The organism is Gallibacterium genomosp. 3 (genome assembly GCF_001678475.1).
Lineage (GTDB): Bacteria > Pseudomonadota > Gammaproteobacteria > Enterobacterales > Pasteurellaceae > Gallibacterium > Gallibacterium faecale.
In genome coordinates this window covers 44,084-67,417 of the sequence record NZ_JTJR01000013.1, presented here as the reverse complement: position 1 = coordinate 67,417, position 23,334 = coordinate 44,084, and the positions used below count along the sequence as shown (strand labels likewise).

The 23,334-nt window shown below is 38.7% G+C and carries 21 protein-coding genes and 1 pseudogene; 7 read left to right on the top strand and 15 right to left on the bottom strand.

Translation table 11 applies throughout. The features are described 5' to 3' along the window. Positions 1-88: 88 nt before the first annotated feature. Positions 89-1,114, top strand: a complete 1,026-nt coding sequence (gene znuA, locus QV06_RS03935) for a zinc ABC transporter substrate-binding protein ZnuA (RefSeq protein WP_065237036.1) — start codon at positions 89-91, stop codon at positions 1,112-1,114. A gap of 231 nt (positions 1,115-1,345) precedes the next feature. Here the strand turns inward: znuA and QV06_RS03930 are convergent, their stop codons facing one another. The 9 genes from QV06_RS03930 to ltnD are packed head-to-tail and all read right to left on the bottom strand — an operon-like array spanning position 1,346 to position 11,246. Further along, positions 1,346-3,151, bottom strand: a complete 1,806-nt coding sequence (locus QV06_RS03930; RefSeq protein ID WP_065237035.1) for an alpha/beta hydrolase — start codon at positions 3,149-3,151, stop codon at positions 1,346-1,348. Between the two features lie 9 nt (positions 3,152-3,160). After that, positions 3,161-3,838: a cyclase family protein gene (locus QV06_RS03925; protein WP_065237034.1), complete on the bottom strand. Its 678-nt coding sequence runs from the start codon at positions 3,836-3,838 to the stop codon at positions 3,161-3,163. A 4-nt stretch (positions 3,839-3,842) separates the two neighbouring features. Beyond that, positions 3,843-5,186, bottom strand: coding sequence for an alpha/beta hydrolase-fold protein (locus QV06_RS03920; RefSeq protein ID WP_065237033.1), 1,344 nt, complete (start codon positions 5,184-5,186; stop codon positions 3,843-3,845). A 60-nt stretch (positions 5,187-5,246) separates the two neighbouring features. Next, positions 5,247-6,719, bottom strand: coding sequence for a gluconate:H+ symporter (locus QV06_RS03915; RefSeq protein WP_065237032.1), 1,473 nt, complete (start codon positions 6,717-6,719; stop codon positions 5,247-5,249). 14 nt (positions 6,720-6,733) lie between these two features. After that, positions 6,734-7,681 carry a D-erythronate dehydrogenase gene (denD, locus tag QV06_RS03910; protein WP_065237031.1) on the bottom strand — a complete coding sequence of 316 codons (948 nt, stop codon included), beginning with the start codon at positions 7,679-7,681 and terminating at the stop codon, positions 6,734-6,736. A gap of 15 nt (positions 7,682-7,696) precedes the next feature. Continuing rightward, positions 7,697-8,476: a 2-oxo-tetronate isomerase gene (gene otnI, locus QV06_RS03905; RefSeq protein ID WP_065237030.1), complete on the bottom strand. Its 780-nt coding sequence runs from the start codon at positions 8,474-8,476 to the stop codon at positions 7,697-7,699. 1 nt (position 8,477) lies between these two features. Next, positions 8,478-9,110 carry an aldolase gene (locus QV06_RS03900; RefSeq protein ID WP_065234588.1) on the bottom strand — a complete coding sequence of 211 codons (633 nt, stop codon included), beginning with the start codon at positions 9,108-9,110 and terminating at the stop codon, positions 8,478-8,480. Beyond that, complete coding sequence (gene otnK / locus QV06_RS03895; RefSeq protein ID WP_065237029.1) at positions 9,107-10,345, bottom strand: 3-oxo-tetronate kinase; 1,239 nt, start codon at positions 10,343-10,345, stop codon at positions 9,107-9,109. Before otnK ends, QV06_RS03900 begins: the two co-directional genes overlap by 4 nt. A 1-nt stretch (position 10,346) precedes the next feature. Continuing rightward, on the bottom strand, positions 10,347-11,246 hold the full coding sequence (ltnD, locus tag QV06_RS03890; protein WP_065237028.1) for an L-threonate dehydrogenase: 900 nt from the start codon (positions 11,244-11,246) through the stop codon (positions 10,347-10,349). A gap of 248 nt (positions 11,247-11,494) precedes the next feature. On the opposite strand from ltnD, the gene QV06_RS03885 reads away from it, so the two are divergent. Beyond that, the gene (locus QV06_RS03885) at positions 11,495-12,256 is read left to right on the top strand and encodes a DeoR/GlpR family DNA-binding transcription regulator (protein ID WP_065237027.1); all 762 of its coding nucleotides are present in this window, start codon (positions 11,495-11,497) and stop codon (positions 12,254-12,256) included. Positions 12,257-12,265: 9 nt separating this feature from the next. Here QV06_RS03885 and QV06_RS03880 read toward each other — a convergent pair whose 3' ends face one another. From QV06_RS03880 to hflK, 4 genes are all read right to left on the bottom strand, one after another. Then, a complete protein-coding gene (locus tag QV06_RS03880) occupies positions 12,266-14,188 on the bottom strand; it encodes a DNA topoisomerase III (protein ID WP_065237026.1) in 1,923 nt (640 codons plus the stop codon). Between the two features lie 72 nt (positions 14,189-14,260). Further along, positions 14,261-15,556 (bottom strand): adenylosuccinate synthase, encoded by a 1,296-nt coding sequence (gene purA, locus QV06_RS03875; protein ID WP_065237025.1) that lies wholly within the window; start codon positions 15,554-15,556, stop codon positions 14,261-14,263. 141 nt (positions 15,557-15,697) lie between these two features. Continuing rightward, positions 15,698-16,591: a protease modulator HflC gene (hflC, locus tag QV06_RS03870; RefSeq protein ID WP_065232221.1), complete on the bottom strand. Its 894-nt coding sequence runs from the start codon at positions 16,589-16,591 to the stop codon at positions 15,698-15,700. Between the two features lie 2 nt (positions 16,592-16,593). Continuing rightward, positions 16,594-17,823, bottom strand: coding sequence for an FtsH protease activity modulator HflK (hflK, locus tag QV06_RS03865; protein ID WP_065237024.1), 1,230 nt, complete (start codon positions 17,821-17,823; stop codon positions 16,594-16,596). 258 nt (positions 17,824-18,081) lie between these two features. Here hflK and QV06_RS03860 point away from each other — a divergent pair, with 258 nt between their 5' ends. Further along, a complete protein-coding gene (locus tag QV06_RS03860; RefSeq protein WP_065234596.1) occupies positions 18,082-18,954 on the top strand; it encodes a DMT family transporter in 873 nt (290 codons plus the stop codon). Positions 18,955-18,986: 32 nt separating this feature from the next. Next, positions 18,987-19,544, top strand: a complete 558-nt coding sequence (locus QV06_RS03855; protein ID WP_065237023.1) for a YtfJ family protein — start codon at positions 18,987-18,989, stop codon at positions 19,542-19,544. A gap of 69 nt (positions 19,545-19,613) precedes the next feature. Here QV06_RS03855 and QV06_RS03850 read toward each other — a convergent pair whose 3' ends face one another. Then, positions 19,614-19,877 carry a GrxA family glutaredoxin gene (locus QV06_RS03850; RefSeq protein WP_065237022.1) on the bottom strand — a complete coding sequence of 88 codons (264 nt, stop codon included), beginning with the start codon at positions 19,875-19,877 and terminating at the stop codon, positions 19,614-19,616. Between the two features lie 146 nt (positions 19,878-20,023). Between QV06_RS03850 and nfsA the strand changes: the two genes are divergently transcribed. From nfsA to QV06_RS03835, 3 genes are read left to right on the top strand one after another with little or no spacing between them, the layout of a single operon-like run. Next, positions 20,024-20,743 (top strand): oxygen-insensitive NADPH nitroreductase, encoded by a 720-nt coding sequence (gene nfsA / locus QV06_RS03845; RefSeq protein WP_065237021.1) that lies wholly within the window; start codon positions 20,024-20,026, stop codon positions 20,741-20,743. Between the two features lies 1 nt (position 20,744). Further along, complete coding sequence (locus tag QV06_RS03840; protein WP_065237020.1) at positions 20,745-21,671, top strand: ATP-grasp domain-containing protein; 927 nt, start codon at positions 20,745-20,747, stop codon at positions 21,669-21,671. Positions 21,672-21,683: 12 nt separating this feature from the next. Then, complete coding sequence (locus QV06_RS03835) at positions 21,684-22,559, top strand: ferritin-like domain-containing protein (RefSeq protein WP_065237045.1); 876 nt, start codon at positions 21,684-21,686, stop codon at positions 22,557-22,559. Between the two features lie 37 nt (positions 22,560-22,596). Here the strand turns inward: QV06_RS03835 and fghA are convergent. Beyond that, positions 22,597-23,307, bottom strand: a pseudogene (gene fghA, locus QV06_RS03830) (S-formylglutathione hydrolase); the annotation flags it as partial. Between the last annotated feature and the right edge of the window lie 27 nt (positions 23,308-23,334).

The window sequence follows — 23,334 nt, the reverse complement described above, 5'->3', positions numbered from 1 at the left end:
TTTACTCTCTTTTACAGAATAACGCTTGCTTTTTAAATTAAATAGGCATAGTTTAATTGCCCCTAATTACTGTACGTGAGGAATTTATATGCCTAAATCATTGAAAAACATTAATAAAATTACTTTAGCTTTATCTGCCTATGCAATTACTACTTTAGCCAATGCTGATATCCTGACATCAGTTCGTCCTTTAGGGTTTATTGCTTCATCTATTGCAGATGGTGTCACTCAAACTCAAGTTTTAGTGCCAGCTGGGGCTTCGCCTCATGATTACAGCCTTAAGCCATCTGATGCAAAACGTGTCCGTGATGCTGAGTTTGTACTTTGGGTTGGTAAAGATATTGATGCCTTCTTAGAAAAATCAATTGAAAAGCGTGATCCAAAAACAGTTTTAACTATCAGTGATATTAAAGGGCTTGAGTCGCTACTTGGTGAAACTTCTGCTCATCACCACGACCACGACCACGACCACGACCACGACCACGACCATCAACATTCTGATCACGATCATGCTGAACACAACCATGCTGATGCAGATCACGAACATGAACATGAACATGAACATGAACATGAACATGAACATGAACATGGAGAATTAGAACAAGATTGGCACGTATGGTTCTCACCAGCAATTAGCCAACGTGTTGCAGAACAATTAGCTGAACAACTTATCCAACATTATCCACAACAAAAAGAAAAAATTACTGCAAATCTCGCAGAGTTTACTCAACAATTAACTGAGAAAAATAGCAAACTTAGTAAACAACTTTCGGCTTTTGCTGATAAAGGTTTCTATGTATTCCATGATGCTTATCGTTATTTTGAAAATGCCTATGGTTTAAAACAAACAGGTTATTTCACCATTAATCCATTAATTGCTCCAGGTGCAAAAAAATTAGCGGAAATTAAACAAGAAATTGAGGAACACAAAGTTCAATGTTTATTTGCAGAACCGCAATTTACACCTAAAGTCATTGAAACCTTACAAAAAGGTACCGATGTTAAAGTTGGAAAACTCGACCCTATGGGAGAAAAAGTGTCTTTAGGTAAAGGCTCTTATAGTGCATTTTTACAACAGATTGCTGATGATTTTAGTGTGTGTTTGGAGAAATAAGCTTTTGATATAGATACCCCATAAGAAATAATTTCTTATGGGGTATATTGACTAATATTTTTTATATAAATCAGAATAAAAGTTGGTCATACTTATTTCTCGCAATTCTTACTAACTTTTTTATTTAAAATAACCTTATAAACATTACCCATTCGTTTTTAAATGAAATATCTAGCTTTTACTAGGTATTTTTTCTACATAAATAACTTTATTCCTACTAATTTTCAACGACTATGCCAAAAACCGTCCGATAACTTGTCCGCCGACTAGGATCCACGTCATTAATAATGAGCAGAAAAAAGCACCGAGGTGGATATAGCCTGTTTTGAGATAACACCAGTTATACAACAAAATAAAGACGATAAATTGTGGGATAATAACGGCTAACATCATCATCCAGCGGCCGCCAAATTGTGGCAAGCCAACAAGGTCAAAACCAGGGCCTAATTGCATAAAGTCAGGGATAAAATGGAATAACCATAATAGGATTAAGCCACTTACGGCGACAAGTATAGATTTAAGCGTCCAGCGTATCAATGTTGCAGTAAAGCTGTTGGCTAGTTTTTGTTTCATCTGTACGTTGAGAATCAACCCGTTATACACATAGAAGAAAGCAAGAATTGGTAGCCAATAGACGACAAAGAGATTAAAACGTTCAGGTGTTAGCGGTTTGAAAAATGGCCATAGGAAGCGAATTTCTATGCCCCAATACCAATGCACAACACCGGCGATAAGATAGATCCAAGCAAATAAGATAATGGCCAATTGTAAAAATCGTGTGATAATTTGCTTAGTATTAAGTGTAGGTTGTTGGCTGAATACCCCGAATTCTGCCAGCGATAAGTTTGGCTGTTGCTTTTTCCAGACAAGGAAGAAAAGTAGATTGAGCAAAGCACCGACACTTAACCAAGTGATAATGCCGTTACCCATTTCTAGTGGCATAAAAGGTAATATTGCCGCAATGGGCTCATTTGCTCCGCCCCATTGTGTTAAGAGTGGATATAATATGACTGTGGCAACAATGTTGATTACTGCAACTTTCCACCACATTGAGCGAGAAAGTGCGGTCTTATTGCTCACTGTTTTACTCGCTTGTGTGAAGTACGGCTGTAGTAATAAGCCGTTGGCAAGGAATAAAGCAGATGTTAGCACAAAAATAAGCGACAATAATCCCATTAATTCTTTATACCAGTAGGTCTGGTGATCAAGTGCAAGCGGTGTCGTTTGCTGATTATTTTGTAATGTTTTATTAAACCATTCGATAGCTCGTGCATTACTGGCTTGAGAAATCATTACACCAAGGTGTGTTCCCTCTACCAAATCAGCTTGTCTTGCCGTGCCATCTGCGATATTGCCATACTGTTTGCCCCATTCCAGTGTTTCATTTTGATCCAAGCCAAAGGCTTTTAGGCGATTGGGATGTTTGACAAGTGATTTAACCGGAAAGGTTCTTTCTCGATAGCCACCAATTTCTTCATAAAGCCCCTGAGTTAATAGATAGTTATGTACGTCAAAATCCGCACCATTACCGCTCAAGCCGTTGACAGCTTTATGATCGGGATTTAATTTTGCCACACGAACAGCATTTAATGCTCCTGTGGAATGACCAAAAATCCCCAAACGATTAGGATCAACAAAAGGTAGCGATTTGAGATATTGATAACCATTATTTGCACCACTCATATTTTTATTGCTAGCAGGTAGTTGTGTAGAGTAGCCGTGCCCAAAATGATCAATGGCTAATACCACAAAACCACGTTTGGCCAGTTCTAATGCACCAAATGTAGCGGTGGCTTCTTTATCGCTTTGATAGCCGTGCAAAGCAAGCAAACCAGGCAACGGGTTATCTTTTGTGGCGGCGATCGGACGATAAATTTTAGCTTGCATTGGCTTCATTTCTTCGGTCATAAAATTGACTGTTGTAACATCAATGCGTCCAAAATCTCGTTCAATTTGTGCTGCAAAATAGCTAACAATAAAGGTTAAAAGGGCAAAGAAAGCTGCCCAACGATAACTATTTATTCGACTTGTTACCATTTTTTTCTCCTATGATTTTAATTGCGCTAATATGGTTACTTGTGCACTGTCTATCCCTTTGACAAGCAATGGTATTGCAAAGACTTTTTCTAGTTGTGCCGCATTAATATGCAATAATTTCATATCCTCAATAATGCAGATAAAATTTTCGTTAAACATACCCAGCATAACTTGGTGAGCTTTTACACCGTGTTCAGGCTGTGCTGGTGAAGCAAGTGAAATAAAATCAAAGCCGACTGCTTTCAGATTGGGGGCATTTTGAATAAGGTATTCTGCTGCTGCAATACTCACCGCACAGCCCGCTTCGGCATATTGTTGTGGATTTTGTTGCCTAATTTCTTCTTGTCCTGTGCGAATGAACAGGGCATCAACTTGCTGAATTTGGCTAATAAATGGAGTGAGATCGCTTGGCTCGATCAAACTGGCTTTGCCTTTTGGTATATCAATAAGCAGCGGCTTTTCATAAATAAATTGACTCAATGGCAATTCAGAAATGGTCAGCCCTGTTGGATTAAAATGACGAGGGGCATCAAAGTGCGTACCAAAATGGTTAAATAAATGTAATTTTGCACTGTTATACACATCACCTTTTGCAGTGTCTGTACAGATTTCTATCTGTAATGTGGGTTCCCCAGGGAAGCCGGGATCGTTACAGTCTAATGGATAAGAAAGAAGTTGATATTGCATAGTATTACTCCTGTTTGCGTTGTTGTGCTAAAAGCCATTGGTGAATATAGGGGCTGTTGAACACCATATCCCAGCTATTGTGAGCGTTATTGTTGATAATGCCGTTATCGCCTGCTTGTAAGAAATTTAGCTCGGTGTATTTCACTTGCGTATTACCTACTTCATTAGCTAATAGTTGATAGTTAATTCGAGAACCTTTTACGGGGGATATGGTGTCTTGTAGGCTGTGGAAGAACCAAATGGGCGTGTGGCGTAGCGATGCTAAATTAGTGGGCGTGGCGTTGCCATCGATCCACTCTAAAGAATAGGCCTCACGTCCACTCATTAATAATGCGGCGGCGAAGAAGTTAGGGCGATCGAGTAGCAGGTACAACGCCCCTTCTGCTCCACGAGAAAGCCCAACAAGATAGATCCGAGAGCGGTCGATTTGTGGATATTTTTGTAAGGTTTTATCAATCATCGCCAGTAAGAGATGACGCCGATTTTCTGTTTGCCAATGAATGCCACCACGTTGCCCTTTTTGTACATCATCAAAAGGATCAAAAATAGTGTGATATTGCGGTGCGAGAACAAATCCTTCTTCGTATGCTAAGGTTGAAATAGCCCCTTTGCTAGAGAGTAAATGAGCGAGGTTGTCTGATCCCACTTGCCCTGAACCGTGTAAGAAAATCGTAAGCGGGTAGCGTTTATTCGGTTCTTTTTCGGGCTGATAGAGGCGATAATTTAAGATATTTTGAGGATCATTTAACACCACCTGATCACTTGTGAATTGATCGAGATAGGCCGTGCGAACATTTGGCTTCACGGCAGGTTGGGCAAGCGACCAAGGATCGATCTGTTTATTATCAACCAGTGTAAGCAAACCAGTTTGCTCAATATGATAAATTAAACGCTCCTCATAATAATTCGGCACACGACTAAGTTGCGTTTTACTGACTTCAATAATCTCGCCATTTGCTTGTCTTTCTCGCACTGTAATCGGTTGTGTGTTGGCTTTTTGCAGGGAATATAAGCTCGCATTTTCATCATCAGGATCGAGTTCGATAATCACAAAACGCCCTGCTTTACCTTGTCGATTGGCGGATTTTTGTGGCTGATCATTAACATAAGCATTCAGCCGTGTTCTTGGCTGTTTATCCGCTTGGTCGAGTTGAGTTTCGACACGATAGAGTTTTTTTAGATTGCTGCCGAGTAAAATATCCTTTTCATATTCCAATGCAACACCCACAACTTTTTGCCCCTGTTCGGTAATTTCAGCTAAGAGTGTGGCTTTAATCGGGGCATTATTGGCAAATGCAGTGGATAAACACAGCGTAAAGAGCGGTAGAAATAACCATTTTTTTAGCATAGTCTGTTTTCCTGTTAATAAACAAGGCAAGCCACATTGAGCGACCTGCCTGTGATGAGATTACAAGCGTCTATTTTGAATGTTCACATACAGTAAAATTGCAGCCAGTATGCCTAGAGGGAAGACCAGATCAAATAATGAGCCATCACTACCAAAAATAAGGTTGGCAATAATCACGCAACTTCCTCCGATAGCCCACGCAATCGTGGTTGGAATTGACCAGACGATCATCTGTTTTTTCACATCGCTGATTCCCATCATTCGATTGACCACCCAAAAGAGGCTATCATTAAAGTAGCCAAAAAATAGCGACCCCATTGTGGCAGCTTGGGCGGCAAGCAACATATTTACATTTGGAATAGCCATTAAGATCGGTGCGGAAATTGAAGCAGCGGTGACCATTGCAACTGTGCCAGAACCTTGAATAAAACGCACAAGGGTGGACACAATAAACGGAATTAAAATCGGTGAAATCGGTAAACTTGCAATTTGTTCCGCTAGCTGTTTGCCTGCGCCACTATCTCGTAACACTGCCCCTAACGCACCGCCTGCCCCAGTGACTAACAGGATAATCCCGGCTGTTTTTACGCCTTCTTCTAAATGAAGTGCGGTGGTATTTTTATCTACTTTCGGTAAAAGCGTATAAACTGAGACCAATACACTTAACGCCAATGCGGTAATAGGACTTCCCACAAAGGCAATAATCTGGTAAAAAGAGCTGTTTGCTATTTCAGTCAGCACATTTTGTTTTATAAGCAGATCAACAATAGCTTTGATGAAAATTAAGACAATAGGTAAGATAATCGGTAGCATTGAAAGCGTCAGGCTTGGTAGGTCTTTTTGCTCTTTCTCTGCAATATAATTATCAAATTTTTGTTTTAGCTCTTCATCGGTGAAAGCTTGTTGATTAAACTCTGGGTATTTTTTATCCAACCATCTTGCATATAATACAATACCGATAACGGCTGGAATAGCAAACGCCATACCGAGCAATAACATTGCACCAATATCAACATTAAACAATCCTGCTACACCCAGTGGGCCAGGTGTAGGTGGCACAGTGTGGTGCGTAACTACCAATCCCCCAGCCAGTGCGACGCCTAAGGTAAGCAGAGAGCGTTTGCCGTTTTTAGCCAGTGCTTTGGCAACGGGATATAAAATAACGAAAGCAGAATCGACAAAAATTGGGATACTGACAACATAACCCGTAATTGCCAATGCCCACTCTTCTTTTTTCTTGCCAAGAAATTTGATAAAGCTGTACGCCATTTTTTCAGCTGCACCCGATACTTCAAGGATACTACCCATCATTACACCTAAACCGATGACTAATCCAATGCTGCCCAGTGTGCCGCCAAATCCTTTTGAAATAACCGATAAGGTTTCAGACGCATTTAATCCGCCCACTAACCCAGCAATGGCAGAGGCGATTAACATTGCAATAAAAGCGTGTACACGCGTTCGTAATACTAAAAAGACTAATACCGCTACAGCGATAATCAGTCCGATAATAGGGGTAGGTAAACCAAACATAGGGATTCCTCCTGTTATAGATCGTGATTGATAAATTGATGAATAACATCAGCGAAATGATCGTCAACCATAAAGCCAAGTGAGATTGCACGGGAAATGTCAATTTTCGCAGGCCAACTGGCGACGATATCATTAATTTTGCGATCAAATTGATAAGTGATATGTTGTAAAATCTCTTGTCCTTTGATCGTGGCAAGTTGTGTTAACATCTCCTCAACAGTAATGCTAAAGCCGGGAAGATTAATGCTATAACGTTCGTTGAGGTGAAGTGGCGGTAAAGACAGACTATGGATAAAATTTGCCACAACAGTATCTGGGCTAGAGAGCCATAAGGCTAAAGAACGATCAACGGGGCAGTTTGCCGTTTCACCACATAGCGGTTCTCGCATAATGCTACTGACAAATGAAGAAGCTGCTTGATTAGGCTTACCCGGACGAATACAAATGGTAGGCAGACGCAGCACAATACCATCAACAAAACCTTTGCGAGTGTAATCATTAATTAATAATTCACACATCGCTTTTTGCACCCCGTAGGTGGATTGTGGGGTAAGTGCGGTGTTATTTTGAATAATTTCAGGTAAATCACCACCATATACTGCCAATGAACTGGCAAAAATAAAGCGGATTTGTGGATTAACAGCTCGACACAGATCCAGCAGATTTTTACTGGCAAGAAAATTAATTTCATAACCTAAATCGGGTTGTTCTTCTGCTTGGCTACTCACTATTGCAGCTAAATGAAAAATGGCATCAATATCCGCTTGGATATATTGTTGTAATGCTGCCTTATCTCTTAAATCAACAGAAATAGCCTCGACACGAGGATCATTAATGTGGTGTTGTGGTGTGCTAATATCGAGCAATAACAATTTGCTAATAGGCAATTTTGTTTGTGCTAATAGTGCTTTGGCAAGGCGTTGTCCGAGGAAACCTTGCCCACCAGTAATAATAATCTTCATTTTTGCCCCCTAAAATTAATCAAGATAATCTTTTAGCCAGATTAATCCGTCTTCTGTTTTGCCTCTTGGGTTGTACTCACAACCTATCCAGCCGTTATAACCGATTTGATCGAGTAAATTAAAAATATGTGTGTAGTTAATTTCTCCTTCATCAGGTTCGTGTCTGTTTGGAACAGAGGCAATTTGAACGTGGGCAAACTTGCCATTTAGTTTTTCAGTTAAGCGAGTGATATTGCCATCTACATTTTGAGCGTGAAAATAATCTAACTGAACAAACACATTATCACGCTCCACCTGCTCCACAATCTCCAATGTTTGATACTGGCTTGCGATTAAATAATTAGGTTTTACTTGCGGACTAAGCGCCTCAAGCAGCACATTAATGCCGTGTGGTTTAAACTTGTCTGCGGCATAGCGTACATTTTTAATAAAGGTTTGAAGATATTGCGTGCGATCAGCACCTTCTGGTACAACACCAGCCATCACATGTACATTAGGACAACCTAAAGCAATCGCATATTCTAATGCCTGATCTATATCCCGATGGCTTTCTGCTTCTCGTCCTGGTATCGCTGAAACACCCCATTCACCAGCGGCAACATTGCCAGGTGCAGTATTGAATAACACTTGTTTTAAACCATATTGATCTAATTTTGCTTTAAGTTCTGCTGCTGGATATTCATAAGGGAATAAGTATTCTACATATTTAAACCCTGCTTTAGCCGCAGCTTCAAAACGATCTAAAAATGGCACTTCTTTAAACATCATTGATAAATTAGCAGCAAATTTAGGCATTTTATTTTCCTCTATTTTTTAATTCGTTCACTTCTTCATCAGTAAGATAACGCACATTTTGCCCTTGTAAGATGAAGAGTAATTTCGCGGTTTCTTCTAATTCCTCTGTATTATCAACAGCATCTTGTAAATCCTTACCACAAACCACAACACCATGATTTGCGAGCAAAAATGCTTTTCCTTGATCCGCTTTAGCAGCTAAATCACGTCCAATTTCTGCTGCACCCGGACGATAATAAGGAATTACTGGTAGTTGACCGACTCGCATCACATAGTATGGCGTAAAGGCTTTCATCGCATTGCTATAATCCAAATCAGCCTTACAAGATAATGCAGTCAAATAAGTCGAATGTAGGTGAACAATTGCATTACATTCAGGTTTCTTTTGATAAAGTGCCAAATGGAAGAAATACTCTTTTGATGGTTTTTTCCCACTTAACACATTTCCTTCACCATCAATCACAGAAAGTTCATCTGCTTTTAAACGCCCTAATGATGAGCCTGTTGGAGTAACTAAAAAGCGATTTTCACCAAGACGTACTGAGATATTACCTGCACCACCAACACTAAACCCACGTTCAAACAAAGAGCGAGAGAGTTCGACTAACAATGTTTTAACTTCTTGTTCATTCATTGCATCATCTCCTGTGCTTGACTAAAGAAAGCCTCTTTCCCAAAGTTACCTGACTTTAAGGCAAGATAGATCGGTGCATCTAAAGCCGCTAACCAAGGTACGCCTGGCGCAATCTGTTTACCAATACGGAAACCTTTAAATCCGAGTTGTTGCACCACAATACTTGAGGTTTCTCCACCCGCAGTAATAAAGTTGGTTACACCATAATCACGTAATCTTCCCGCAAGTTGAGCAAAAGTTCTTTCAATTGCTTGGCTAGCAATATCTGCCCCAAATTTTTGTTGAATTTGTTTTAATTGTTCTGGTGGTACTGTGGCATAAACCAATGGTGCATAAGCGCCATCAAGATGCTCAACTACCCAATTAAACAATGTTTCAACATAGTCATCACGGGTAAGTGCCTGTTCAACATCCAGCCACTTACTTGCTGCTTTCGCTTGATAATCAGCCACCTGTTTATTTGTCATCACTGAACAAGAGCCCGATAAAATCACAGTTTTATTTTTAGTTGGCACAAAAGCTTGATGTTGTTTACCCTGTGCTTTATGTTGTGCCATATAAGCGGCTAATCCTGAACCACCTGTCACTAATTTCATCTCATCAACTGCTTGTGCCAAGACATCAAGTTGTGAATTATCCACTGCATCTACAACCGCATAGCGATAACCTTGTTGTTTTAATTGCTCAAAACAGTGTTTAACATGATCAGCTCCTTTAATCACATCAGCATAAGGAACTAATCCTGTTTTACCTTTCGCTTGACGATCCATCAAACGCAACAAATTTGCATCGGTCATTGGTGTAATTGGATGATTTTGCATTCCTGATTCATTCAATAACACTTGTCCTACAAATAGATAACCATTAAAGATAGTGCGCCCATTCACCGGTAATGCTGGTGTAATAATGGTGAAATCTTCGTTTAATTCATCTAATAAGGCATCTGTTACTGGCCCAATATTGCCCTCAGCGGTACTATCAAAAGTTGAGCAATATTTAAAATAAAATTGGGTTGCACCATTTTTTTGTAACCAATGCAATGCTGCTAAAGATTGTTGGATAGCTTCTGCCACTGGATTTGAACGCGATTTTAAACTAATCACAATAGCATCCACTTCTTGTTCTAATACCCCAGTTGGCACACCATTCATCTGTACTGTTCGCAAGCCGTTTTCTACTAGAAAACTGGCAATGTCACTTGCCCCAGTAAAATCATCTGCGATTACCCCTAACATCTTATTTCTCCTGTTTTTGTGGTAATTCAATGCCACTAAAAATCTTGATTACTGCACTATCATCTTGTTTGCCATAACCCGCATTGCTCGCTTCGGTAAACATACTGTACGCTGTACTTGCAAGGTGTAACGGGAATTTTAATGATTTCGCTGTATCATTAACTAAACCAAGATCTTTTACGAAAATATCCACCATTGATAATGGGGTATAGTCACCATCAACAACATGTTTCATTCTATTTTCAAACATCCAAGAGTTACCTGCTGCATGAGTGACTACGTCATACATTAAATCGAGCGGAATACCTGCTTTAGCAGCTAAAGCCATCGCTTCTGCACCTGCGGCAATATGTACCCCAGCAAGTAATTGGTGAATAATTTTAACGGTTGCCCCTAAACCAATTTCTGTACCAATGTTGTAAACCTTACTTGCCACTGCATCTAACACAGGTTGTAATTTAGCAAAGGCTTCCTCTGAACCTGCTGCCATTACGGTCATTTCACCAACAGCTGCTTTTGCTGCACCACCAGATACTGGTGCATCTAACATAATTAAGCCTAATTCTGTTAATTTTTGTGAAATTTCTTTTGAATCTTGTGCTGAAATTGTTGAAGAAACCATCACAACTGTACCTGGTTTTAGTTGTGAAGCTAAACCATTATCAGCAAATAACACTTGGTTTACTTGTTTTGCATTCACAACTAATAACACAACAGCATCTAATTTATCTGCGAATTCAGCCACATTTTTTGCAACACCTTTAGCACCAGCTTCTTTTAATCTATTTAAAAGTTTTTCATCTAAATCAACACCATAAGTATCTAACCCTGCTTTTACACAAGATAATGCTGCACCCATTCCCATTGCACCTAAGCCAACAACGGCTACTGAATATGTCATTTTAATCTCTCCTTTGAGTTGTTCTATTATTGATGTCGATAATACTACTCTATCCATTATTCTAATTCTTCGATCAAGATCACATTTATTAACAATAATTAACAAATTTAATGGTTATTTTTGTGAACAAAAGATAAGAAAAATACAGGAACCGCAAGATAAAGTGTATTGATTTATGCAACTGCTGTATTGAATTGATAGAAATATCAAGGATATAATGACGAAAAAATAGTATGAGAATAACTAAGATGATTCCTGCAGAACGCCAAAAACATATTTTAACACTCCTTAATCAACAAAATATTGTCAGTATCAATAGCCTAATGGAAATGTTAAATGTATCGCATATGACGATTCGGCGAGATATTCAAGCATTAGAAAAAAAAGGCGCTGTGATTTCAGTTTCTGGTGGGGTACAACTCCAACAGCGATTAGCTGTTGAACCAACCCATACAGCTAAATCTTTGTTATTCCAAAGAGAAAAAGAAAAAATTGGTTGCTACGCAGCCGAACGAATTCCAGAAAACTCCACAATCTATCTGGATGCAGGTACCACAACATTAGAAATTGCACGTCATATTGCAGAACGTGAAGATTTGTTAATTATCACGAATGATTTTGCAGTTGCTGACTTTTTGATTAGCCAAGGTAAAGGTGAATTAATCCATACTGGTGGGAAAATCAATAAATTAAATCGATCAGCGGTTGGTGAATTAGCCGCACAATTTTTACGTAATATCTCGATTGATCTTGCGTTTGTTTCCTCTTCTTCTTGGAGCCTAAAAGGTCTCACTACACCAGATGAAAGCAAACTTGCGGTAAAACGTGCAATTTTAAGTTCAAGCCGGCATAAAACATTAGTGAGCGATTCATCTAAATATGGCAAATTAGCAACATTCTGGATTTGTGAATTAACCGCTTTTGATCGCTTAATTACCGACGCTCAATTACCCGATAATATTCAAAAAACAATTAAAAATATGGATATTGAATTAGTCTTAGCAGGGTAAAGCGTAAATCTATTTACGCTTTCTGATGGCTTTTGGTGATTGCGTTGGTGTTACCGTACGCAAAGAACTTAATTTTTGTAAATCGATTTGTCTGACCAACTGTGGTAATTGATTGGTCAGCTGTTGCATAAAGGTTTGATAATTCAACTGTTTATGATAAATCTGATCTAACTGTGATTCCCAGTGTGCTGTCATATCTGGCTGCGTTGCAATCTCTGGTAACGCCTGAATTAAAATTCTTCCTGCATCCGTACTATGAATATAACGCCCTTTTTTCACTAAAAAACCACGTTTAAATAATAATTCAATAATTCCTGCACGAGTTGCTTCTGTACCCAAGCCATCGGTTTCACGCAAGATTTTCTTTAACTCTTTATCTTGCACAAAGCGAGCAATCCCCGTCATTGCGGATAGCAAAGTCGCATCCGTAAAATAACTTGGTGGTTGAGTTTTCTTACTTATCACGTCCGCATCTAAGCAATACAGTTGATCACCTTTTTTCACTACCGGTAAAGCCGCGATATTTTTTTGTTGATCATTTTCATCCTTACCCTGCAATCGTTTCCAACCGGCATTAGCAAGCCCACGAGTTTGAGCAACGAAAACACCACCTTCAATCGTTAAGCTAATTTTAGTCTTATGATATTCAGCATCAGGATAAAATTGCATCAGATATTGGCGAGCAATGAGTTGATACATTTTTTGTTCTCGCTCACTAAGACGTAAACTCTGTTTTTGTGTAGGGATAATTGCATGGTGAGCTTCTACTTGCTTATCATTCCAACAACGGTTGCGTTGCTCCGCATTGAAACCCTCAGCAAAGGTTTGATAATCTTGACAATTTTCACTAATCGCCGCAAAAATCGCTTCTCTTTCCGCAAAATGTTCTTCTGGTAAATAACGGCAATCCGAACGAGGATAAGTAATCGCTTTATGGGTTTCATACAAACGCTGACATATATCCAACACTTCTTGTGCCGACATACCATACATTCTTGCAGCATCAATTTGTAATGCGGACAATGAATAAGGTAGCGGTGCGGTTTCTTTTTCTGTTTTATTCTGATATTCAGTGACGATAGCAGGCTTTTGCTGAATTCGTTTTACAACGTGTTCAGCCAACGATTTGACTAATACTCGCCCCTCTTCATCTTGATATGGCTCGCAAGCTTCACTCGGTTTCCATTGTGCTTTAAATGGATATCCTGTGACAGGTGGCTGTTGCGCAACAGTTTCTGCTGAAAAATAGATATTTGCCTGTACTTCAAAAAAATCTTTTGGTACAAAATGTTCTATTTCTAAATCTCGTCGGACAATTAAGCCTAATACTGGCGTTTGTACTCGACCTACCGATAATACACCTTTATAGCCAACTTGTTGCCCTCGCAATGTATAAGCTCTGGTCATATTAATGCCATATAACCAATCAGCTCGAGAGCGAGCTAATGCAGAAATAGTTAATGAACGAAATTCTTGATTAGATTGTAATTTATTAATCGCTTTACTGACCGCAGTTGGATTCAAGTCATTGATTAGGCAACGTTGAATTTGATCAATACGTGTTTTAGGTAAGTTCAAATAAGCAAATAGTTCATCAATTAATAACTGCCCTTCACGATCTGGGTCTCCCGTATGCACAATAATCTCAGCACGCTTAACTAAATCCGTAATCACTGAAAGTTGTTTAGCTGTTGCTTTTTTCGGAAAAAACTGCCATTTTTCAGGAATAATCGGCAAATGTTCTAAACGCCACTGTTTAAATTGTGGGTTATATGCATCCGGTTCTGCAAGTTCCAGTAAATGCCCGATACACCAAGTGACATAATCATTTTCCCCACATCGAATAAATCCATCACCTCGTTGATGTGGTTTTGGTAAAACTTCAGCAACTGCTCTGGCTAAACTTGGCTTTTCCGCAATAAATAGACGCATAAACAAAATAATCAGATAAAAAGATGGCTATTCCAGATTATGGAATAGCCATATCTCAACACATAATATCAATTAAGCAAACGGATCTTGTAAGATCATAGTTTGTACACGATCTGGACCAGTAGAAAGAATAGCGACAGGTACACCAGTCACTTCTTCAATACGTTTAATATATTTACGTGCATTTTCTGGTAATTGAGCAAGATCTGTCACACCAAAAGTATTTTCTGACCAACCAGGTAAGGTTTCATAGATTGGCTCAACACCTTCCCATTTTTCAGCGGCTAATGGTGCATATTCAAGAATTTCGCCATTTGGCATCTTATATGCCACACAGATTTTAATTTCTTTAAAGCCATCTAATACATCAAGTTTAGTCATACAGAAACCAGAAATTGAGTTAAGTTGGATCGCACGACGAACTGCTACCGCATCAAACCAACCACAACGGCGAGGACGACCTGTTACTGCACCAAACTCATTACCTTTACGTGCGATTTCTGCGCCCACGTCATCAAATAATTCAGTAGTGAATGGGCCACCACCTACACGTGTGCAATAAGCTTTAATAATGCCAAGTACATAATCAAGATTACGCGGACCAAAACCTGAACCGGTTGCCACACCACCTGCAGTAGTATTGGAACTAGTTACGTATGGATAAGTACCGTGGTCAATATCTAGCATTGTGCCTTGTGCACCTTCAAATAAAATTTTATCGCCGCGTTCTCTTGCTTGGTGAAGAATTGTCGTCACATCCGCTACCATTGCTTTAATAACATCTGCAACAGCAGTGATGTCAGCAAGCGTTTTGTCATAATCCACTGGTTCAACTTTATAATAATGAACTAATTGGAAATTATAGTAATCTAGGATATTTTTTAATTTTTCTGCAAACACTGGCATATTAAATAAGTCACCAACACGTAAACCACGACGAGCAACTTTATCCTCATAAGCAGGACCAATTCCACGCCCTGTTGTACCAATCGCTTTTTTGCCTAATGCCGCTTCACGCGCATGATCCATTGCAACATGGTAAGGTAAGATTAATGGACAAGCTTCAGAAATCAGTAAACGGCTACGCACTTCAACACCACGTGCTTCTAATTCGCCCATTTCTTGCATTAATGCTGATGGCGATAACACAACACCATTACCAATCATACAAGTAACATTATCACGTAAAATACCAGATGGAATCAGACGTAATACGGTCTTTTCGCCATTGATAATTAAAGTATGTCCTGCGTTATGTCCGCCTTGATAACGTACGACATACTTCACACGATCTGTTAATAAATCAACAATTTTACCTTTTCCCTCATCGCCCCATTGAGCACCAAGGACTGCTACACTTTTTCCCATAATTTTACCTTTAGGTTGTGATTTCATTTAAACAAAAGGGGTTTCCAGCGGAATACTTTACTACCGCTATTCTAAAACTACAAATTTAATCTATGCTTCCTTGATCGGACATAAGAAAAGCCTCTTATCGAGGCTTTTCGGTTACTCTTGTCCTGCTGGACGTTGCATAAATTTGAAAAACTCACTATCTGGTTTCACTATCAACAAGTTATCTGATTGAGCAAAACTTTTCTCATACGCTTTTAAGCTACGGATAAAGTTATAAAATTCTGGTGCTTGTCCAAAACCATCTGCATAAATTTTTGCAGCAACAGCATCACCTTCACCACGTAATTCTTGTGCTTTCTTATTTGCATTAGCCAAAATCACGGTAACTTTACGATCCACATCTGCTTGGATAAATGCCGCTTTTTCTTGACCTTGTGAACGATGTTCACGCGCTACGGCATCACGTTCTGCACGCATACGTTGGTAGATCGAAGAAGAAACTTCTTCTGGTAAATTGATCTGTTTAATTCGTACATCAATCACTTCAATACCAAGTTCAGAGGTACTATCTGTTCCCGTATTTAATGCTTTTCTTGCGTCTAGCATTAATTCACCACGTGTACCAGACACAATATCTTTAATTGTTCTGGAACCAATTTCTGAACGCAAGCGATCGTTGACTTTACGTCTTAATAAACTATCAGCACGTAAATAATCGCCACCACCAGTAGAAGTAAAGAATTTACCGAAATCCGCAATCCGCCATTTCACATAAGAATCCACTAATAAGTCTTTTTTCTCTACGGTAACAAAACGATCGGCTTGTCCATCTAGTGTTTGAATACGTGCATTTAAAATCTTAATACCATCAATGACTGGAATCTTAAAATGCAAACCCGGGTTATAAACAACCACTTTATTGTCCGCATCACGCTGCACCTTACCAAAACGCAGCATAATCCCTCTCGCCCCCTCCGGCACAACAATAATACTGGTATATAAAATGATTGCAATTACAACAATAATCGGTACTAAAAACTTACGCATCATTAAAATCTCCCTTGACGATCAGCATCAATAGTTGGCTCTTTTACTTGAGTATTGCTTGGCGCTTTAGGCATCTCTAACGGCGTTTTAGCGGACTCACTTTTACCATTGCTTACAGGAGCTTCTGTTGTTGTCTTACCTTTTTTCAATAATTGCTCTAATGGCAACACAGTTAAGTTATTTCCATTATTATCCAGTAAAACTTTTGGCGTATTCGCCATCACTTTTTCCATTGATTCTAAATACAAACGCCCTTTCAATAATTGCGGATTCGCTTTGAACTCAGGAATTAATTTAGTAAAACGTTCGGTTTCCCCTTTCGCATCTAACACAATTTGCTCTTTATAAGCAGTTGCTTGTTCAATAATACGTTGTGCATTACCACGTGCTATTGGCTCACGTTCTCTCGCATAAGCTTCTGCTTCACGAATTAAACGTTGTTCATCTTCTTGTGCTTTAATCGCATCATCAAACGCATCTTTGACTTCTTCTGGTGGACGTGCAGATTGAAAGTTCACATCTAAAATTTCTAAGCCCATATTGTATGGTTTAATAATTTCATTTAATGATTTCCAAGTACGTTCACGCACTACAGAACGTCCTGTGGTTAAGATATTATCCATTGTCATATGGCCAATTACATAACGTAACGCACTATCAGTCGCTTGACTTAAGCTATCTTGAGGATCAACAACGTGGAATAAATAACTCGCAGGATCTTGGATACGATATTGTACCGTCATTTCGACCGTCACCATATTTTCATCTTGTGTTAGCATTGAACCTTGCGTTTTTAATTCGCTAATTCTTTCCACATTAACTGGTAATACGGTATCAATAAAAGTAGGTTTCCAATTAAGCCCTGGTTGCACAATTTTTTCTAATTTACCAAAACGCAATACTACGCCACGTTCAGCTTCTTTAATTGTGTAAAAACCGCTGGCAAACCAAAGTAATACTGCAGCAATCACAACAACAATCGCTAATTTTCCGAAACCTTTAGGTGAGATAGTCGTGTTAGATGGACGTTGTTGTTTATTACCGCCTTGTCCACCTTGGCTCATTTTGTTGAAAAACTTAGCAAGTTCTTCTAATAAATCTGGTGGGTTATCATTATTTTGATGTTGATTGGGTTGTTGATTCTGTCCAGAAGGATTATTTTCTTTACCATTCTTTTGCTCAGAACTACCAGGCTTTGACCAAGGATCCTGTCCTGAATCATTCCACGACATATTTTTCTCCATTTATATAGCAAGATGATGAAACAAAATTGTTAACAAATTTAATTTATCATACTTTTGCCCATTTCAGCATAAAAAAGCCAAAAATCAGTGCAAAAATACAATTTTTCAGAAAGCGTTCAGTCTAAACAAATTTGCATAATAAGTCTAACAGATTTGCCACAATAGATACCAATAAATAAATCAGGTTGCGACAATTTTATTTTCAGTCTTATAATGCGAGCTTTATTTCACTAGCAAGGCGTAATAATGCTTCCTCTGTTTATTGCCATTGCAATTTGGGGTAGTTCACTCCCAATTGGTAAATTGGCTTACAACTCATTTGAACCAGTTATTTTAGTGCAGCTTCGTTTTTGTATTGCAGCGTTAATTATTTTGCCGACATTTTTGCGTTTTTTTCGCAAAATTCCCGTTCATCTATACAAAAGCCTCGCAATCCTTGCTTTTTTAAATTATCCGTTAGTTTTTTTGTTACAATTCATAGGGTTAAAATATACATCTGCCTCTAGTGCGGTCACAATGTTAGGCTTACAACCACTGATTATGGTGTTTGTTGGGCATCTCTTTTTTAAAGAAAAAGCCAGTAAAATAGAATATTTGCTTGGTTTACTCGCTTTTATCGGTATTTCTCTTGTTGTTAGTGATGATGATCCCAATAGCCAGATTGATGCTTGGGGATGTTTCCTAATCTTAACATCAACCATTACTTTTGCATTTACTGTACGTTGGGCTCAAAACATTATGAAAGAGATCCCCTCTCGGAGTTATACCGCAGCAACAATTATGTTTGGTATGATCTTCTGTATTCCCTTTACTCTAATCCTTAACCAACAGTGGCAATTTACACCTTCTTTTATAGATACGATGGCATTGTTATATTTAGGTATTGCGTGCAGTTGGTTAGCACCAAAATTATGGAATAATGGCTTACCTTTTGTGTCTGCTAATATTTCAGGCGTAATCTCAGCACTCGAACCGATTTTTGGGATTCTCTTTGCTATTCTGTTTTTACATGAACAGATTACTTGGAAAATTGGGATTGGTATTACTTTAGTATTGGGCGTGACTTTTATTTTTATTTTATACTCTTTGAAGAAATCACAACCACAGCTTAATGGTTAGATTTATCTATTTTTACTTAAAAGGAAAACTTAATGAAAACATTACAAAAAATCGCATTAATCAGTTTAGCATTTCCTCTATCTGCAATGGCACATAATTTAGTTATTGGTCAATCGCCAACCCCAGTAACCAATGTGCAAAGTGGTGAAGTGTTACTAAATGGCGATAAAGTGAGTTATCAAGCGTGGAACAGCAGCACATTACCTGGCAAAGTACGTGTAGTACAACATATGGCAGGACGCATTTCAGTAAAATCACTTAATGATCCATTAATGGATAAAATTAAAGCCGCCAATTTTCCACACGATAAATATCAAACCACAACTATTGTTAATACCTCTGATGCTACTTTAGGTATGAGCAGTATGGCAAAAAGTAAAACCGAAAAAGGTAAAAAGGAATTTCCTTATACTGCGGTAATTGTTGATGATAACGGTAAAGTAAAACAAACTTGGCAATTACAACCAGAAAATTCATTAATTTTGGTCTTAGATAAGCAAGGGAAGGTACAATTTGCTAAAGAAGGCAAATTGAGTGAAGCTGAAAATAAACAAGTAGTTGATTTAGTTTCAAAATTAATTCAGCAATAATGATAAAAAAACGGAAAGACAAATGCCTTTCCGTTTTACTTACTGTTCTACTTAATTGATCAGTTATGATTATGCAACTACGCCGAATTTTTCTTTCATTAATGCTTCAAAATCAGTGCAACCACCAATTGGTTTTTCATCAATAAAGATTTGCGGTACAGTTTCTACTGTTTTACCAACAGATTTTGAAAGGTCTGCTTTACTGATACCTTCTGCAATAATATCAACATAACGATAATCAAAATCTTCAACAGTATTTTTTAATTTTTCTGCCAACTCTTTTGCTCTTGCGCAATATGGGCAGCCTGGACGACCAAAAATAACAGTATACATAATTGACTCCTTCTTTTTAACTTATGAATGAAAACGAGAGTATTCTACCCCACTAACACGAATCAGGGGAAAACTATTTTAAGCATTATAACGATTGGTATAATATATCGATCTAAAGAATAATTGATAATATTTTGAGGTTTACTATGTCACAACAAGCAGTAAAAATACTTCATTCTCACCGTTCTATTCGTAAATTCCAAGATAAAGCCATTGATGACAATACTCTCCAACAATTAATTCAATCTGCACGTATGGCTTCGTCATCAAACCATTTGCAATGCGTATCCATTATTCGAGTCACTGACTCTGCCATGCGTCAACAAATTATGCAATGGTGCTCTAATCAAGAATATGTCTATTCAGCGCCTGAATTTTGGGTATTTTGCGTTGATTTTGCTAAACACGCAGAAATCTTCCCTGATGCACAATTAGACTGGGCAGAAGTATTATTAATTGGTGCTGTCGATACGGGTATCATGGCGCAAAACGTTTTAGCTTCTGCTGAATTATTAGGCTTAGGTGGAGTTTATATTGGTTCGTTACGTAATCAAATGGAAAAAGTCGGGGAATTATTACAACTTCCTAAACATACTTTGCCATTAGTTGGGATGTGTTTAGGTTATCCAAATCAAGACCCACCTCTTAAACCACGCTTACCACAAGAGTTAATGTTCTTTGAAAATCATTACCAACCATTAGATAAACAAAAATTAGCTGAATTTGATCAAGTTACTGCTGATTACTATCTTGCTCGTAGCAATATTGATAATAATTGGAGCAAAAATGTCATTAAGGCATTAGATAAACCTGTACGCCCTGCGGTATTAGACTATCTTCATAAACAAGGTTTTGCGAAAAAATAACATGAAACTATTAATGTTATGCCGTGAGCCTCGTTTATATAGTTGTGTGCGTTTACAAGAGGCTGCGTTAAATAGTGGTCACCAGATCGATATTCTCGATCCTAATCGTTGTATTCTCTATTTAGATCACAATGCACAACAAAAACTCTATTACCAAGCAGCAAATAGCACAGAATATCAGCTCCTACCCGATTATGATGGCGTTATTCCCCGTTTTGGTACTGCCAGTACCGAAATGGGCTGCCGCGTATTGCGCTATTTTGCTTATCGTAATACCCCCATCTTAAACCATGCTGAGGCCTTTGCTTTGGCACGTGATAAGTGGCAAAGTTTACAGGTATTACATCAACATCACCTTCCCGTACCAACCACGGCCTTAGGTGGTTGTGAAGTGAATGCTGAAGTAATCGCTGATCAAATTGGGACTCCAGCAATTTTAAAAACCCTCTCCGGATCACAAGGTATCGGTGTGATGTTAATGAGCGATAATAATAGTACCATCAGTGTTATGGAAACCTTAAAACACGCTGCTATTCCGGTATTAGCCCAACAATTTATTACCGAAGCCAAAGGTCATGATTTACGTTGTTTTGTCATTGGTGATCGAGTTGTAACTGCAATGGAACGCCAAGGGAAAGTCGGTGAGTTTCGTGCCAATTTCCATCGTGGTGGCAGTGCGATTCCAGCTAAACTTAGCCAACAAGAACAAGATCTTGCGATTCAAGCTGCGAAAGTTATCGGCTTAGATGTGGCTGGCGTTGATATTATTCGAACCCAACAAGGTCCAATGATCTTAGAAGTCAATGCAAGCCCTGGCTTAGAATTAATTGAAAAAACAAGTAGGTTAGATATTGCAGTACAAATGATTGCTTACTTAGAACGTAAAATTGCTTTAGTACAACAGCAATCCTCTACGGAATTATCTTAAGGAATAATAATGATGAAAACGGAAGCAGCTCAGTTTTGGCACGCCGTTACAACTGCATTAGCAGAAAAAGATCCTGCCACCAAATGTCAGTTAGTGAATCAATTAATGGCTACAGATTGGCAATGGCAATTACTCAATGATGAACAAAATTATCCAGTAGTAACACCACAACAAGAGATTGTAGGAATACCTGATAAACCGCAATTAGTTGCCCCACAAGCTGTCCCCAAACGGGCATTTTCAACACCAGAAGGCTATGCAGCAACATTCCATGCCATAGCACATATTGAATTTAATGCGATTAACCTTGGCTTAGATGCTGCTTGGCGCTTTGGTTTAGCTGCTCAACAACAATTAGGACAAGGTCTTGCCTTTGTCAAAGATTGGCTGCGTGTAGCCCATGAAGAAACCTATCATTTCGGTTTAGTCAATCAACATCTGCAAGCGCTTGGATACCAATATGGTGATTTTGAAGCTCATTCAGGACTTTGGGAGATGGCTCAAGCCACTGCACATGATATTTGGCAACGAATGGCGCTAGTTCCTCGTGTATTAGAAGCAAGAGGGTTAGACGCTACACCGCCATTACGTGAAAAGATGGCACAACGCAAAGATTTTCGTGCAGTAGAAATTTTGAATATTATTCTGAATGATGAAATTGGCCATGTTGCCATTGGTAACCACTGGTATCATGCTTTATCGGCAAAACGCCAACTCGATCCATTAACAAGCTTTTCTGAATTATTACGCCAATATCGTATTGTTATCTTTAAAGGGGTTATTAATACTGATGCTCGCCTACAAGCGGGATTCACTCAATTTGAATTAGATTGGATTAAAGAAATTGAAGATTCATTAAAAGCAGAACGGAAAAAAGTGGCTCTCTAAGCAATAGGTCAGATATGTTATCTGACCTATTCTCATTTTATTTCTCAGCTTGCAAAAATTGTTGGTGAAATACAATGTGTTTTTTCACAAATGTTGCAATGAAAAAATAGCTATGATCATAACCAGGCTGTAAAGTGAACTCGACAGCAATCTGATTAGCTTTTGCCGCTGCGACAAATTTTTCAGGCTGAAGTTCTTGTGAATAAAAATTATATGCATCCCCTTGATCAATCAGCATTGGTATTGCATCGGTAACTTGAGCTACTAATTGGGTACTATCGTATTGTTGCCACTGAGCTCTATCATTACCTAAATAGGATTGAAAAGCTTTTTGCCCCCAAGGCGTATCCATTGGATTCACAATCGGAGCAAATGCAGATACAGAACGATAACGCTGTGGATTTTTTAATGCAATCTGTAACGCACCATGCCCACCCATACTATGACCGAAAATAGAACGTTTATCCGTTACAGGGAAGTTCGCTTCAATCAGTTGTGGTAGTTCTTCAACAACATAATCATACATACGATAATGTTTTGCCCATGGCTGTTGTGTAGCATTCAAATAAAATCCTGCACCTTGCCCTAAATCATAGCTTTCATCATTAGCCACATCTTCTCCACAAGGCGAAGTATCAGGCATAACTAATACAATTCCATATTTTGCTGCATGCTGTTGTGCCCCTGCTTTTGTAGAAAAATTTTCATCTGTACAAGTTAAACCAGAAAGAAAATATAGAACAGGGACAAGAGTTAATCCATCATCGTTGCATTA